Below are 13,857 nucleotides of genomic sequence, written 5' to 3'. Positions count from 1 at the left end.
GTCGCTAATAATAGCAATAAACCAGGGGATATTTAATAGTTTCTGCTATTTTTTCTTAAGACGCTAAACATCAAGTAAAGAGGTTGCTACAATTCGTTTCTTACTCTTAATCGTTAAGTTACCTTTATGTCATCGTTATTATTAAAAGAACAACAATTAGAGCCTCAACAGTTAATTAATTCTTTACCTGCTTTTATGGATAGAATCGAAATCTTACTTGATGTATTGGGATTAGACCTTACAGGTTATCAAGCGGATCATATCGCTTTACGAATTAATGATCGTAGTGTTGCAGAGTCAGCGCATAAAGCGTGGTTATTGCAAGCAGAAGAATGGTCGAATAACGAGATCAATGGCCGCCCAATTATTGCTCTAGGCTTTAATGAAGTATTAAATATCAATGGATGGTCTATTGAATGTTTAGAGTTACCATATCCAGGGGAGAAAGCTTACCCTCAGCAAGGGTGGGAACATGTAGAGTGGGTTATTCCATGCGATGTAGATTCGCAAGAGGCTTTTTTAGACTACATATTAAAAACCTTCCCAACACTAAAAGGGAAATGGGATAAATTAGCGTCTTTAGGTGTAAAAGTTAAACAGAGTTGTCCATCTGGTGATGCAGAGCGAATTGCAAATTATACCGTTGCTTTTAAATATCAAGGTGTGTGTATAAAGCTTCATCCACATAGCCTCAAAGCGGTTATCGAGAGTGAGCAGGCATAAATAGGCTTGATACCTAAAAATATAAAAGGCATCCCATCTAGAGGTTGGATGCCTTTTTTGATCATTGAGTGAGTATTAAATTATTTAATTCATCCCAAGGATAGGCAGCTAAATCGCTCAGATCATTTGCTTAATTTTGTAGGGCTGCCATTAAATTTGTTTAATTTATTGGCTTTGATATTGATTTTAGGAATAGTGATTGAGTACACCCTGTTTTTTGTCGAGCAGAACAAACAAGCAGATAATTCCCATAGAGAAAGTACCTTATTGGCGATTTCATTATAGGCATTAACTACGATTCTTTCTTTTAGGTTAGTGGCATCAATACACCGCTAATCTTTAATACCAATCTACATAAGTATTTGATCATTCTTGCTTGTTAAAATTGATTATATCTGCGTTATAAATTTTGTAATTAGATCAACTAGTTACTGTAATTTATGCCTTGCTCTAATCGATTTTTCCTACGCAATTATCTGAACAACTACTTATCCAGAATGGTATAAGCGTTGGACTGAAGTCTAGAAATAGCAGATAAGAAAAAACCGGTGAGGGGGAATTCACCGGTTTTTTGTATCTTCAGATTGAGTATATCGAAGACAGTATAACTAATACAATGTGATTAGTTTACCCAGTCACGCAGTGTGAATGTTAATTTGTGTTCTTGACCTTTAAGGATCAAGTTTTCTTTAGTTAGGGTAATGTCGCTCCAAGTAGATAGTGTACTAGTCACCGCTTGTTCGGTAGTCATTGAATCACCCATACACATTTTCATTGTCATTCCCATTTTCTCAATACGGAATTGACCTTCTTTACTTAGCTCAGCCTGACCAAAAAAGTTGTTACAACCAGCATTACCGTTTGCAGTCATTTTCTCGCCGATTTCAAGACGAGGAGTTTCCATTTCGTCAGAAGCAACGATGTCTTTGCCATCAACTTGCGTTAGTTGCCAGTTATGGTGTTGAAGCATATCAGCTGAAACTTGATCATCAGTCATTGCGTTATCGCCATTGCTTGCACATGCAGCCATTAATATAGGTAAAGATACAGCCACTAATAACTTTTTCATTTTAGCTCCTAACAGGTTTATGAATTTTTGCTTTTTTAATACACAAAAGTATAGAAGAGAATAACCAAATATTGTCAGTAAAACGTAAAAAACACTGTCCAATTACTACTGTTTTCTCAATAAGAATGAGAAATGGGAAGGGGATCTTAGTTTTTAATAGTACCAATTTCAATAATTGTCTGATCTAATTAGTTACATTGGTAGAAGAAGAAAATAGAAGGTTACGTAATTCCTATACGTTAGATAGATTAAAGCCCCGATACTGGTAATATCAGGGCTTTAAAGGGGTTGTTATTTCAATTGGTAAGAGAGAAATAACATAATGCAAAAGAGTAAAACAGACTCGAATTAGATGCGGATGAAGTCCATGTGCTCAACTTTAGGCTTAAACGCGTGACGTTGAACGTCTTGCGGCTTAACCTTAACAGTAGCGCCATTGATTACTAGCTCAATTGCTTCGTAAAACTCAGGCTTATCCATTTGGTTGATGATATCACTGTGGATTAGTTCGATTGATACTGGAGCTTCTGTGCCACCGTAAACGATTGCAGGGAATTTACCAGCGTGACGAAGGCGGCGGCTCGCACCCTTACCTTGTTCAGTACGTACTACTGCTTCAAATTTCATAGTCTTTACTCTCAAAATAGTAAAATAAAAAAATGCCATTAAGCTTAGCGACCTAACTTAACAGACTTTTCGTTTCGAAAAACGAGCGCGAATAGTACCATCTCATTATTTATCTAACAACCTATTTTAGTGTGTTTTTGATAGGTTTTTGTTAATGTAAAAGTTATCGTGGAATTCAACGATGAATACGTATAGCAATAAAATAGCAGCATGGAGGCAGAGATGAAAAAAATAGGATTAATTACGTTACTTTCTTTATCAGCGGCTGCAGCGGATTACGCCCAAGAAATAGAAGCCCGACAAGATAACTTCCAGTATCTGGATGCAACGGTTGATTTATTAGATGATGCGTTTGATAAAGAGGTGCTAGATTGGAATGAAATCATGCCACTTGCCCAAAGTGCTCACTTAACGGTTGAAGAGCAAAAGACGTTGTTTCCAGAAGGCAGTGCAGATAACAGCCGAGCACGCACTAAAATTTGGGCCCAAAAAGCCGAATTTGAAGGTAAGTTCGATACCTTATCTCAGCAATTTATCTTAATTAGTGAAGCCGCAGTAGAGCAAGATGACGTTGCAGCACGAGCTGCCCTTGATAAAGCGTTCGCTCAGTGCCGCTCTTGCCATATGAATTATCGCTCTTTGTGGTAATCGAGCTTTAAATCGGATGACGGAATAAACAGATTATTCTTCAAAGATCTTATCGCGAATAGACCAAAACTTACCTTGTTTACGCGCAATCACAAAGCTCGGCGGACGAAAACGGTGTTGATTATTCGCGATTTTTATTGCCGTTGTTTCTTCAAATGGACGGTGCCTATCGACCAAATGAGGGCGCACAAAGTTATTCAAAAATAATTGCTTCTGTTTTTTAGTCGCCATTTGCCACACTTCATGCAGCTCAGAATCATCGTCACCTAAATAAGTCACTTTGATTTGGGGTTTATCGAACTGATTTTTCCCAGCGGTAAGGGTTAAATCAATGCAATTTAGAATGCGTGCATCTTTTAGCTTTAAGGCTTCTTTCAATTTTTTATCAGGATCAACCAAAATGGCGTTGCACTCATGACAAACACGGGCAGCGATATCGTTATCTGCACCGCATTCATTACAATATTTGGCTCTAAAACGATAACCACACTCTTCGCGAGTGCCATCATCATCTTCAAAGTAGCCTTGGCAGCGACGCCCAAAATGCTCAAGCAAAAAGCCATTGCTGTCTAACTTACCCCAAAAGTTATTATTAAAGCCGCAAGCAGGGCAGGGAATAGTAATGATTTCACTGTTACTGTCAGGTTTAGGATCGCCCACTTCAGGCTGGTATAAATCAAAGCAGTTACCGGCATAATCCAAAATTGTACATTCAGTTTTGCCTTCCGCTAAACGTAACCCACGACCAATGATTTGTTGGTATAAACTGACAGACTCTGTTGGACGTAAAATAGCGATTAAATCAACATGAGGGGCATCAAAGCCCGTCGTTAATACCGAGACATTAACTAAAAATTTGGTTTGTTGTTTTTTGAAGCGTTGAATAATGGCATCACGTTCGACAACTTTGGTATCGCCAATCACCAATTCAGATTGCTCAGGTGGTAGTAGTGACAATATTTCTTGAGCATGGCGCACCGTCGCAGCAAAGATCATCACGCCTTTTCTGTCTTTGGCGTACTCCACTATTTGCTGAACGATTTGTGGTGTAGCGCGTTTGGACTCTTCAATCACCAAATCCAATTCTGATTCTTTGTATTTACCAGTAGAAGCAGGTTTTAACTGCGAGAAGTCATAGCTCAATATCGGAGCATCTAGCAGCTTTGCAGGCGTTAAAAAGCCCTCATCCAATAGATATTGAATAGGCAATTCAAAAATGCAATCACGGAAAAAACGAGGCGTGTCAGTTTTGACTTGGCCGCGAGTGTGGTATTGGTAAATCCAACCAATACCTAAACGATAAGGTGTCGCGGTTAAGCCAAGCACCTTAATACCCGCATTTTGGGTTTGTAAGTGCTCAATCACTTTACGGTAACTGGTGTCTTTGTTATCTGGCACGCGGTGGCACTCATCAATAACCAATAACGAAAATTGATCTTTAAATGAATCAAGGTTACGCACCACAGATTGCACCGAGGCAAACACCACTTTCTTATCGTTTTCTTTACGGCCTAATCCTGCTGAAAATATAGAGGCCTCTTCGCCATAACCTTCGTATTTTTCATGGTTTTGTTCAACAAGCTCTTTAACGTGAGCAAGTACCAATACACGACCTTTTGCAATTCGTGCTAATTCAGCTATCACCAAACTTTTCCCGGCCCCCGTCGGCAGTACTAACACCGCAGGCGTTGTGTGTTTTCGGAAATAATGTATAACCGCTTTAACAGAATCTTGTTGGTAAGGTCGTAATGTATACATGGATATATAAACAGTGGTTAAGGCAAAAAAGGCATCATATCAGAATATATAAGATTACTCTTTGTTTTCTTGCTAATATTACGGCAGAGATAATCAGGATTGGTTACTAAAAATTAACAAAGGAAGTTTATTCAATGTCAGTGCTTAAACGCATTCATACCACTCTATTTTTCGTCGCTATTCTTTCAGGTTGTGGCTCACTTCCTAATGAAGTTGAACACATGAACGAACCTGTACTTGTGCCATTAACCAGTTCGCTATCGGAGTTAAATGACGCTTATCAACCTAAGCAATCAACCCCAGAAACCAGTGCCGTTTTGTTGCAAGATAAAGGTTGGGATGCATTAGCGCAGCGCCTCGCATTAATCGAGACAGCAGAGCACAGTATTGATATTCAATATTACATTTGGAACTCAGACGCATCAGGACATTACCTTGCCAGTCGCTTATTAGCCGCAGCAGATCGTGGTGTAAAAGTGCGAGTGATGCTTGATGATATCAACTTAAACGAACGTGAAGATCTGCTTGTGGCGTTAAACGCGCATCCTCAAGTTGATATTCGCGTATTTAACCCTATCCCAACTCGTCGTGGTGTTACTAAGTGGGTGAACTTTTTAGGGGATTTTTCTCGTTTAAATCGTCGTATGCATAATAAGTCATTCACCGTTGATGGCGTGTTCTCTGTGGTGGGTGGACGCAATATTGGTGACGAGTATTTTGATCTTTCTAACGAGATTAATTTTCGTGACCGTGATGTATTAGTTCGAGGTTCAGTCGTTCGTGATATACAAACCAGTTTTATCGAGTATTGGGACAGTACTTGGTCTTATCCTGTGGATTTATTAGCAAAAGAAGTTTCATTAGAACCAGTCTCACAGCAACCTGTGTTAGATGAGATTGATGCCCCCGTTTATAAAAACTACCCAGTCTTACCTGAGGGCAATAAAACAGCCCATCAATACCTAACTGATCTAATGGATAAAATGACTTGGGTTAACACTAAGTTCGTATTTGATCGCCCTGTACCGCTGGATAAAGATAACACCAGTGAGCCAAAATCAACGGCGAAAGCGCTCGCGAAATTAGCCAGTGAATCAGACAAAGAGATCTTATTAGAATCGGCTTACCTTATATTTGATGATAACCAACTCGAAGGGTGGCAAGAATTGGTTAGTAAGGGCGTTGAGATAAAAGCGTTAACTAACTCAATGGCATCGAACGATTTAACCACCAATCATTCAGGTTACGCAGGCCGTCGTAAAGATATGCTTGAACATGGTATTCAGCTATATGAATTAAAACCAGAAGCTGGATTATGTGAAGAATCGACTAGAGATATCTCTAAGTGCGCACCAATATTGCCTTATGGACTTCACGCTAAGTCTGCTGTTTTTGATGATCGTATCGCGAGTATCGGCTCTTTTAACTTCAATTTACGCTCAACGTACCTGAATACAGAGTCGATTTTAATCATTGAAAATCAAGAAATCGCACAGCAACTCACGCAAGATATCGAACACGCCATGGATGAAGAAAACAGTTGGCATCTAAAACTGCAAGAGGGCGATGTTCGTTGGTATTCAGGCGATAAAAGTTGGGAAGATGAACCAGAAACCGGTCGATGGGAGCGTTTTGAATCTCAATTTTTGCAGTTGTTACCAATAGAAAAGTATTTGTGATGAGAATAATCTTAATGTGCTAAGTTATGATTTAGCACTTACTACAAATTAAGCTATAGCAGGCGTATTAAACATTTTATTGCTTACATAGAAAAAGGATTGGTATCTCTACCAATCCTTTTTTAATGCCACTTCTGCTAGAGTTCGATTACTCGTAATCGGCAGCGTATGTTTCTTCATATGTATGAGAATAAAGCTCAAATAAGTTACCAAACGGGTCTTCTAGGTAAACCATTTGACTTGTATTATTATCATCTTCTGGGTGATAACGCATAATGTCCATGCGAACTTTACCACCAAACTCTTCTGTACGAGCAATTACACCATGGAAGTCATCGGTTTGAAGACAAAAATGGAAGATACCAATGCGAGAGAAATCAACTTCGTGGCGCTCTTGACGCTCTTTCATTTCAAATAATTCAAAACCAATGCCATCTTTAGTTAATAAATGCGCAATGTTAAAACCTTTAAATCCTTCACCAAAAACAGCAATACACATACGGCCAATTGCGGTTTCGCGCTCCTCTGTAACCTTGGTATTGCCCATTACAATCTCAAGCCCTAACGCTTTAGTATAGAACTCAACAGCTTTGTCCATGTCGCCAACCATGATACCAACGTGATTCATTTTCATAATGTGCTCCAAATAAGTTTTATTAATTCGTTATGTTGTTTCGATGTAAGAGAGTATAGGTAAGAATGAGGATTACGTGAAATTATCAAAATTTATTAAAATAATAATATTTTGTTATTGGTACAAGAAAGATATAAGAATATTTATGATTAACGGAATGATGTGATTTGATTTGAATATCTTTATTTAAAGTTGAACTTGGGGAAGTAATCAAATGAAACTTGGTATTTTGACGAGCGTAAGACCGCTCGTCTTAATAGAAAGATGAATCCTATTTAGCTTGCTCAAGCAGTGATGGATTATCAAACATCGCTTGTAATGTTTGTATAAATTGCCCCACGTGTAAACCATCCATTAAACCATGGTGCACTTCAACAGACAGTGGCATACGCCATTGTTCACCTTGTTGAACCAATTTCCCAAATGCCATTTTTGGCACGCTGTCTGGGAAATTAACGTCTCTCGCATGAGTCATACTAGTGAAATCTACCCATGGCAATACGGTTAAATGAATCGTATTCTGCTTCATTTCTTGGCCAATGAACTGCTCTACAATAAAAGGCGTATTTTTAATCCGAGTTTCAGCGTTGGTGGCACTGGTGGTAAAGTCAGAAAACGTAGGTTCATGGTCTAAATCGCAAAAACGTACCGTATTATCATCGGCGAGTAGCGCCACACTGACACACATAAGTGAGTAAATGCGAACTTCTTCACCCATAAGGCGATAGCTCATCGGTTCACATTTATTTAGCGCTTGTTGAGTTAGGTAAAGATAAGCATGAAAGAAGCGATGATTATGCTGCTTACAATATTGGCGCAGTGCCGTTACATCGATATTGGAGCAGATGTTATACCAAGGATGGCTAAAACCTTGATAAAACTTCAAGTGTTGAGCTCGTGCCCACTGGCTGACATCTAGCACTTCATACGCCATTTGATTTCCCTATTAGAGTTCACTGATTTTGATTAAGCTGATTTTATATACCTAAGTGACTTTAAGATATATTTGAATGTAGAAAAGCCCCAAGAAACGATACAATGCCTAAGTTGCGAGATCGCAGCATAGAGACTCATTCACATAAAACCGTAAAGTAGCCCTATATGTCTAAAGATTTTAGTGTCACCACAGAATACATACTCGATAAGACTTTCTTTGCTGAGTGTTATGATCAAACTAGCCAGCCAATTACGTTTCCAAAAGCCTATTTAAAAGGAATTCTCTTTTTTCTTTTTGGTGTGGCGTTATTAAAACTGGAACTATTACCTAATGGTTATATTGGTTGGTTCTTTATTGCGTTGAGTATTATTGAAGCGTTCAGTATTTATTTTAAGAGAACGTGGTGGCTATGGCGACAATCCATCAGCTCACTCTCTGGCAGTAAAGTGGAGTTTAACGTTGACGAAAATGGTGTGAGTTATAAAAGCCTTAAAAACACGAAAAACTCCCGCACTATCGCTTGGAGCGACATCGACCAAGTTGAACAAAGTGATTTAGGGCTTATTTTCCATATCGGTAAACAGCGCCAATACGTCAGTAAATCGTGCCTAAATGAGAAAGAGATCGCTTTTATTGTAGAGCAGCACGAAACATCAAAAGCAAAGTAATCCCCATTCTCCCGAATAACATAATGTTGACCGAAACCTTTTTTAAAGGTGTTAAATAGGAAGTTTGCTTTATGCGTAAATCAGATAAGAAGATCGAAAATCAAATTAGAGTCGTGTTGACTGAAGTTTGTGAAGATACGTTAAAAGGCTACGAGGGTTTCCTTTGGGTGACTCATACGGTCAATTACTCTTCTTTTCCACAGAGCTTAAAAATCGTCTGCGTATTTGAAACAAATCAAGATCGAGAAAACTTTTTAATGGGAGAAGGATCGCTTCATGTTTCAACAACCATTCAAAAGGCATTTAATAAGGTTGGGATTCAACTAAAGAACATAGATAAGCACCTCAGTTACGATACACAGAAAAAGCGCAAGTAGCGTTTATTAAAGAAAGTGAATCGAGTTTTGACTTGTCGTGATGCGAATAATACCTCTAATCACATCATATTTTGATGTGAATAAGAGGGCTAATCGCATCATTAAATGATTTGAATAAGTACACTATTCGCATCATACTGTGATTAGATTAAGCGAAATTGGCTCAGAGGAAGGCATTATGTGGATATGGCAGCAAGATACATGGCCTCACTAATTTCTGCCCAATAACGAGTTAAGCCTAAAAAATAAATAGCACAAGCTCCACCCAAAAAAAGGGATCCAGCCTAAACCAGATCCCTCAACATCAGCTGCATTCCCTGCGGCTTTTTACTATCTAAACCAATCCCTAAGGCTCTTCAGAAATAGGTTTTGGCTTGTAGTGATCCGAATTCAAACCAAAGTATTCAGGTAGGGTTGTACCTACTGAAATTGAAGACCAAGTGCCCGTCACGATACCGATGAACATCGCAATCGCAAAGCCCTCTAGTGGACCTCCACCCAATAACCATAAAGAACCAACCGTGATTAGGGTTGTGCCTGATGTCACCATAGTACGAGAGAAGGTTGCCGCAACCGCTTGGTTATTCACCTCTTGGATAGATAACTCAGGCTTGGCAATTAACAGCTCACGAATTCGATCTGCAATGATGATAGAGTCATTTAACGAGTAACCTAAAATCGCCAAAATAGCGGCTAGGGTCGTTAAGTTAAACTCCATTTGAGTCGCAGCAAAGAAACCAAGCACAAACACGATATCGTGGGTTAGGGCAAACAGAGAGCCAGAAGCCAAACGCCATTCAAAACGGTAGCTTAAGTACGCTAAGATAACCAAAACTGACACCAATAACGCCATGCCGCCTTGTTCAGTTAGTTCTTGGCCTACTTGTGGACCAACGATACTGGTATTCAATACTTGAACATCGGTATGCAGCGGAGCAAGTACCTCAGTCAGTGGTGGAAGCTCAACGCCTTTTGGTGGGATAGCATAACGCAACACCCAACGACCCGGCTCACCAGAGGCAATAACCGCCACATCTTGTTTAAAGCTTGCATCCAATAACGGCGCAATTTCACTGCTTGTGATTTTGCTATCAATTTGAACTTCACTTACGATACCGCCAGTAAAATCCAAGCCCCAGTTAAGGCCTTTCATGGCTATCATCGATAATGCAAAAATCATTAAACCGATAGAAACCACACTCGTCATGTGACGCCATTTTGTTGCATTTTTCATATTTATAAACATAACTTAAATCCTAACATCATGACGAGAATCACGACCCCAAACTAAATTGATAATGGCACGTGACGCGAAGATGCCGGTGAACATACTGGTTAATAGACCTAAGCCCAGTGTTAATGCGAAGCCTTGAATAGGGCCATTACCGATGGTGTATAGAACCACTGCGGTAATCATTGTGGTGAAGTTGGCATCGAAAATGGTACCAAATGCACTACTAAAGCCTCTATCAATGGCTTGAGCCAATGTTCGACCTTCTTTCTGTTTATCTTTAATACGTTCAAATATCAGTACGTTGGTATCTACCGCCATACCTACGGTCAGTACAAGACCTGCAATACCCGGAAGCGTAAGAACCGCACCCGGAATAAGCGCAAGCAGACCAAATAGCATCACCATGTTGCCAATAAGCGCAATGTTGGCAACCCAGCCTAAACGACGGTACCACACCGCCATAAACAGCAGAGTTAAACCAAGACCAAGACCTAAAGCAGCAAAGCCGTTTTGGATGTTTTCAGCACCTAGCGTTGGACCAATAGTGCGTTCTTCAACGATAGTCACAGGCGCCGTTAGTGAGCCAGCACGTAGAAGCAGAGCAAGCTCTTGAGATTCTTGAAGAGAGCCAGAACCTGTGATTCTAAAACGGCTACCTAGCTGACTTTGAATCGTCGCAACACTGATGATTTGGTTACTTTGCTCTGTGTTACCCGCGCTATCACGGCTGTATTCGTTGTATGAGGTTGCCATTGGCTTGCCGACATTGTGACGAGAGAACTCAGACATGATTTTGCCGCCTGAACTATCAAGAACAATGTTGACTTCTGCCATGCCCATTTCGCCAAGGCTAGCGCGAGCATCAACAATGTGCTCACCCGTTAGTACTGGTTTTCTGCCTACGCGAACTGGTTGGCCGTTTTGATCAGGAACGATCATTGTGCTGCCAGTGCCTTGTTCTTTTACTGCGTAGAAAGCAAGACTTGCTGTCGCACCAATAACGTTTTTCGCTGCTGCTGGATCTTGAACGCCCGGAAGCTCGATACGAATGCGGTTTTCACCTTGACGCTGAACCAGTGCTTCGGTAATACCTAACTCTTCAATACGGCTACGCATGGTTTGAAGGTTTTGCTGTACCGTTAGGTTACGTACGGCAATTTTTTCATCTTCTTTAAGCGTTAATTTAAGATCAAAATCGTCGCCGTTAGTCACTTGCCAAGTTGGGTAGTTTTTATGAATAAACTGACGAGCAGCGTGGCTAGCTTCTTCTGATGGCAAACGCACCACTAAGCTATCACTGCCTTCTTTTTGGAATTGAACGGAGCGAATCTGTTCTTCACGCAGCTCTTGTTTTAAAGAATCAGACAGCTCATTACGTTGTGCCTGGTAAACTTGGCTTACATCAACATCGAGTAAGAATTGCACACCGCCACGTAAATCCAAACCAAGTTTGATTGGTTCAAATCCCATGTTTTGTAACCAAGCAGGTGCGGCTGGTGCAAGAGATAGAGCTAATGTTGTGCCTTTTTTACTGTCATCAATCACAGAGGCCAGTACGTCTTTAGCGGCAACTTGCTGTGCTTCATCTTGCAAAATAACGATGGTTTTATCGCCTTTTTGCTCGATGCGTTTAACCGTTATTCCTTGGTCGGTTAAGGTATTTTGTAATTGAACAATAGAAGGGATTTGCCCGTCTTTATTAGTAATTTGAACGGCGGCATTTTCACCATACCAAGTCGGGATCGCACTCAGTAATAGAATAACAAGGGTCGTAATAAGTACGATGTATTTCCATTTAGAATAATGGTTCAGTCGTTGTATTGGTTGTTTTCTTTGCATAATAATTTCACCTCACATACGAAGTTGCGTATGCGAAAAAGTCACAAATCTAGCTAGATCTGAATACAGAAATAACTAAGTGATAAATCAATGGATTTTGGGTGTGAAATTAAGCGTGTGGGTATAACCGCTGGCTGTAGAGAAGGTTGCTTTCCTTCCAAGCCGAAATTCGTGAAGTAGATGAGTAGGTGTTTAATGCCCAATTAACCGTTGGTTTTGGTTTTTCTTGATAACCAATGGTGAGTTGCTCAGAAGGCGTTACAGGGATCTCAAGCGCTAACTCATAAACAGGAAAGACTTCTTCTGGCTCATGACGAGCTAAATTCGCCATACGAGAAGAATAGGCGATGCCTAAGTTAACGTCGTGGCTTTGAGATGCATTTTGAGAGTGTAATGCTGTTGGGTCAGATTGAGCGTTGTCGATGGCACACGTAGAGAAATCAATCGATAGGATAGAAGAGCTATCAACAGAAAGTGTCACAGGAACGGTAGAATGTTGCTCAATGGTCAATTCTGAGAAATCACTGTAGCTATTTTGATGATATGCAGATGCCTGAGCAAGCGAGCTTACCCCAAAGCAAAGACAAATTATCAATAATCGAAACAGTTGAACCACAAAAAAATCCAGTGATGTGCATATAGACCATCGCATCGTATTCGATGAATGACCTTACTGGCAAGTGAAATTAATAGATTCAGAAAAATTGATGTAATTTTAGTGAATTATTTACTCTTATTTCTTTCCGCTGTCGTTAATTCAAATCGCTCAAGTACATGGTCAATAAAAACACGTAATCGTTTTGGTATCAGTTTATTTTGTGGAAACACCAAGCTAATCGCCGCTTTTGGCAAATCCCAATCAGGAAGAATTTGCACCAGTTCGCCATTTTTGATGTGCTCTCGACATAAGAACTCAGGCAAAGAAGCGATGCCTAAACCACTTAAACAAGCAGATTTACACGCCGTAATGGTATTCACTTTCAAGCGATAAGGCAGATTAACGCGAATGGCTTTATCGACTTGGTTAAAGTACAGATTAGGTACTTTTACCGCGTTAACGACTTTGATTTGATGATGAGGCGACTGGAGATCTTCTGGTGAGGTAATCATTCCATAAGTGTTTAAATACTCAGGGCTTGCCACAATAATACGCTCAGAAAAATCGATGGTTCGTGCGACTAATGAAGAGTCGTTGATCTCGCCAATTTGGACATAAAGATCAATGCCATCACCAATAATATCGACGGCTCTGTTGGTCATTTCTACATTAACTGATACTTCAGGGTAGCGTTTAAGAAAGCTGTTGATGTAATCAGACATGACGTTATGCCCGATCTCTACTGGCATGGCTAAGTTAAGATGACCGCGAATTAAATTTTGGTTTGCAGTCAGTTCTAGCTCGGTTTGTTGCATGATATCGAGCACTTTAACGCTGGCTTGATAAAAAACCTCACCTTCCTGAGTTAAGCCTAATTTTCGTGTCGAACGAGTGATCAACTTCACGCCTAGATGCTCTTCAAGCTCTGCAAGTTTTCGGCTAACGGTTGATTTTGTCATTCCAAGATTAATGGCTGCTTGAGTAAAGCTACCAGAATCAATCACTTGATTTAATATGGTAATGTTATTCAAATCCATCATTAGACGATTCCTTATTGATTGGTAAG

The 13,857-nt window shown here is 40.0% G+C and carries 14 protein-coding genes; 5 read left to right on the top strand and 9 right to left on the bottom strand.

Annotated elements, in window-relative coordinates; all coding sequences use genetic code 11:
• Window positions 1-126: 126 nt before the first annotated feature.
• On the top strand, window positions 127-723 hold the full coding sequence (locus F8B77_RS01660) for a VOC family protein (RefSeq protein WP_151653130.1): 597 nt from the start codon (window positions 127-129) through the stop codon (window positions 721-723).
• Window positions 724-1,345: 622 nt separating this feature from the next.
• On the opposite strand, the gene F8B77_RS01655 is transcribed toward F8B77_RS01660, so the two are convergent.
• Together F8B77_RS01655 and rplY are read right to left on the bottom strand one after the other, a co-directional pair.
• Window positions 1,346-1,792 carry an META domain-containing protein gene (locus tag F8B77_RS01655; protein WP_151653128.1) on the bottom strand — a complete coding sequence of 149 codons (447 nt, stop codon included), beginning with the start codon at window positions 1,790-1,792 and terminating at the stop codon, window positions 1,346-1,348.
• A 348-nt stretch (window positions 1,793-2,140) separates the two neighbouring features.
• Window positions 2,141-2,419 (bottom strand): 50S ribosomal protein L25, encoded by a 279-nt coding sequence (gene rplY, locus F8B77_RS01650; protein ID WP_130048037.1) that lies wholly within the window; start codon window positions 2,417-2,419, stop codon window positions 2,141-2,143.
• Between the two features lie 222 nt (window positions 2,420-2,641).
• Here rplY and F8B77_RS01645 point away from each other — a divergent pair, with 222 nt between their 5' ends.
• Window positions 2,642-3,067 (top strand): cytochrome c, encoded by a 426-nt coding sequence (locus F8B77_RS01645; RefSeq protein ID WP_244298159.1) that lies wholly within the window; start codon window positions 2,642-2,644, stop codon window positions 3,065-3,067.
• A gap of 33 nt (window positions 3,068-3,100) precedes the next feature.
• Here F8B77_RS01645 and radD read toward each other — a convergent pair whose 3' ends face one another.
• Window positions 3,101-4,825: a DNA repair helicase RadD gene (gene radD, locus F8B77_RS01640; protein ID WP_151653124.1), complete on the bottom strand. Its 1,725-nt coding sequence runs from the start codon at window positions 4,823-4,825 to the stop codon at window positions 3,101-3,103.
• A gap of 134 nt (window positions 4,826-4,959) precedes the next feature.
• Between radD and F8B77_RS01635 the strand changes: the two genes are divergently transcribed.
• Window positions 4,960-6,504, top strand: a complete 1,545-nt coding sequence (locus F8B77_RS01635) for a phospholipase D family protein (protein WP_151653122.1) — start codon at window positions 4,960-4,962, stop codon at window positions 6,502-6,504.
• A 148-nt stretch (window positions 6,505-6,652) separates the two neighbouring features.
• Here the strand turns inward: F8B77_RS01635 and F8B77_RS01630 are convergent, their stop codons facing one another.
• Together F8B77_RS01630 and F8B77_RS01625 are read right to left on the bottom strand one after the other, a co-directional pair.
• On the bottom strand, window positions 6,653-7,138 hold the full coding sequence (locus tag F8B77_RS01630; protein ID WP_151653120.1) for a VOC family protein: 486 nt from the start codon (window positions 7,136-7,138) through the stop codon (window positions 6,653-6,655).
• Between the two features lie 271 nt (window positions 7,139-7,409).
• Complete coding sequence (locus tag F8B77_RS01625; protein ID WP_151653118.1) at window positions 7,410-8,072, bottom strand: CatA-like O-acetyltransferase; 663 nt, start codon at window positions 8,070-8,072, stop codon at window positions 7,410-7,412.
• A 167-nt stretch (window positions 8,073-8,239) separates the two neighbouring features.
• Between F8B77_RS01625 and F8B77_RS01620 the strand changes: the two genes are divergently transcribed.
• Window positions 8,240-8,743, top strand: coding sequence for a YcxB family protein (locus F8B77_RS01620; RefSeq protein ID WP_151653116.1), 504 nt, complete (start codon window positions 8,240-8,242; stop codon window positions 8,741-8,743).
• Between the two features lie 71 nt (window positions 8,744-8,814).
• The gene (locus F8B77_RS01615) at window positions 8,815-9,120 is read left to right on the top strand and encodes a Fis family transcriptional regulator (RefSeq protein ID WP_151653114.1); all 306 of its coding nucleotides are present in this window, start codon (window positions 8,815-8,817) and stop codon (window positions 9,118-9,120) included.
• Window positions 9,121-9,466: 346 nt separating this feature from the next.
• Here F8B77_RS01615 and secF read toward each other — a convergent pair whose 3' ends face one another.
• From secF to F8B77_RS01595, 4 genes are all read right to left on the bottom strand, one after another.
• A complete protein-coding gene (gene secF, locus F8B77_RS01610) occupies window positions 9,467-10,366 on the bottom strand; it encodes a protein translocase subunit SecF (RefSeq protein WP_151653112.1) in 900 nt (299 codons plus the stop codon).
• A gap of 3 nt (window positions 10,367-10,369) precedes the next feature.
• Window positions 10,370-12,193, bottom strand: a complete 1,824-nt coding sequence (secD, locus tag F8B77_RS01605) for a protein translocase subunit SecD (protein WP_151653110.1) — start codon at window positions 12,191-12,193, stop codon at window positions 10,370-10,372.
• Between the two features lie 109 nt (window positions 12,194-12,302).
• Complete coding sequence (locus tag F8B77_RS01600; protein WP_167512727.1) at window positions 12,303-12,809, bottom strand: hypothetical protein; 507 nt, start codon at window positions 12,807-12,809, stop codon at window positions 12,303-12,305.
• 107 nt (window positions 12,810-12,916) lie between these two features.
• Window positions 12,917-13,831: a LysR family transcriptional regulator gene (locus F8B77_RS01595; protein ID WP_151653108.1), complete on the bottom strand. Its 915-nt coding sequence runs from the start codon at window positions 13,829-13,831 to the stop codon at window positions 12,917-12,919.
• Window positions 13,832-13,857: the final 26 nt, after the last annotated feature.

The organism is Aliivibrio finisterrensis (assembly GCF_008933155.1).
Lineage (GTDB): Bacteria > Pseudomonadota > Gammaproteobacteria > Enterobacterales > Vibrionaceae > Aliivibrio > Aliivibrio finisterrensis.
This window is presented reverse-complemented; position numbering and strand designations above follow the sequence as displayed.

Coding starts and splice junctions, on each gene's coding strand:
- F8B77_RS01595 (WP_151653108.1), bottom strand. CDS start 13,831: ATGATGGATTTGAATAACATTACCATATTAAATCAAGTGATTGATTCT.
- F8B77_RS01630 (WP_151653120.1), bottom strand. CDS start 7,138: ATGAAAATGAATCACGTTGGTATCATGGTTGGCGACATGGACAAAGCT.
- F8B77_RS01615 (WP_151653114.1), top strand. CDS start 8,815: ATGCGTAAATCAGATAAGAAGATCGAAAATCAAATTAGAGTCGTGTTG.
- F8B77_RS01660 (WP_151653130.1), top strand. CDS start 127: ATGTCATCGTTATTATTAAAAGAACAACAATTAGAGCCTCAACAGTTA.
- F8B77_RS01625 (WP_151653118.1), bottom strand. CDS start 8,072: ATGGCGTATGAAGTGCTAGATGTCAGCCAGTGGGCACGAGCTCAACAC.
- F8B77_RS01645 (WP_244298159.1), top strand. CDS start 2,642: ATGAAAAAAATAGGATTAATTACGTTACTTTCTTTATCAGCGGCTGCA.
- secD (WP_151653110.1), bottom strand. CDS start 12,193: ATGCAAAGAAAACAACCAATACAACGACTGAACCATTATTCTAAATGG.
- F8B77_RS01620 (WP_151653116.1), top strand. CDS start 8,240: ATGTCTAAAGATTTTAGTGTCACCACAGAATACATACTCGATAAGACT.
- rplY (WP_130048037.1), bottom strand. CDS start 2,419: ATGAAATTTGAAGCAGTAGTACGTACTGAACAAGGTAAGGGTGCGAGC.
- secF (WP_151653112.1), bottom strand. CDS start 10,366: ATGTTTATAAATATGAAAAATGCAACAAAATGGCGTCACATGACGAGT.
- F8B77_RS01655 (WP_151653128.1), bottom strand. CDS start 1,792: ATGAAAAAGTTATTAGTGGCTGTATCTTTACCTATATTAATGGCTGCA.
- F8B77_RS01635 (WP_151653122.1), top strand. CDS start 4,960: ATGTCAGTGCTTAAACGCATTCATACCACTCTATTTTTCGTCGCTATT.
- radD (WP_151653124.1), bottom strand. CDS start 4,825: ATGTATACATTACGACCTTACCAACAAGATTCTGTTAAAGCGGTTATA.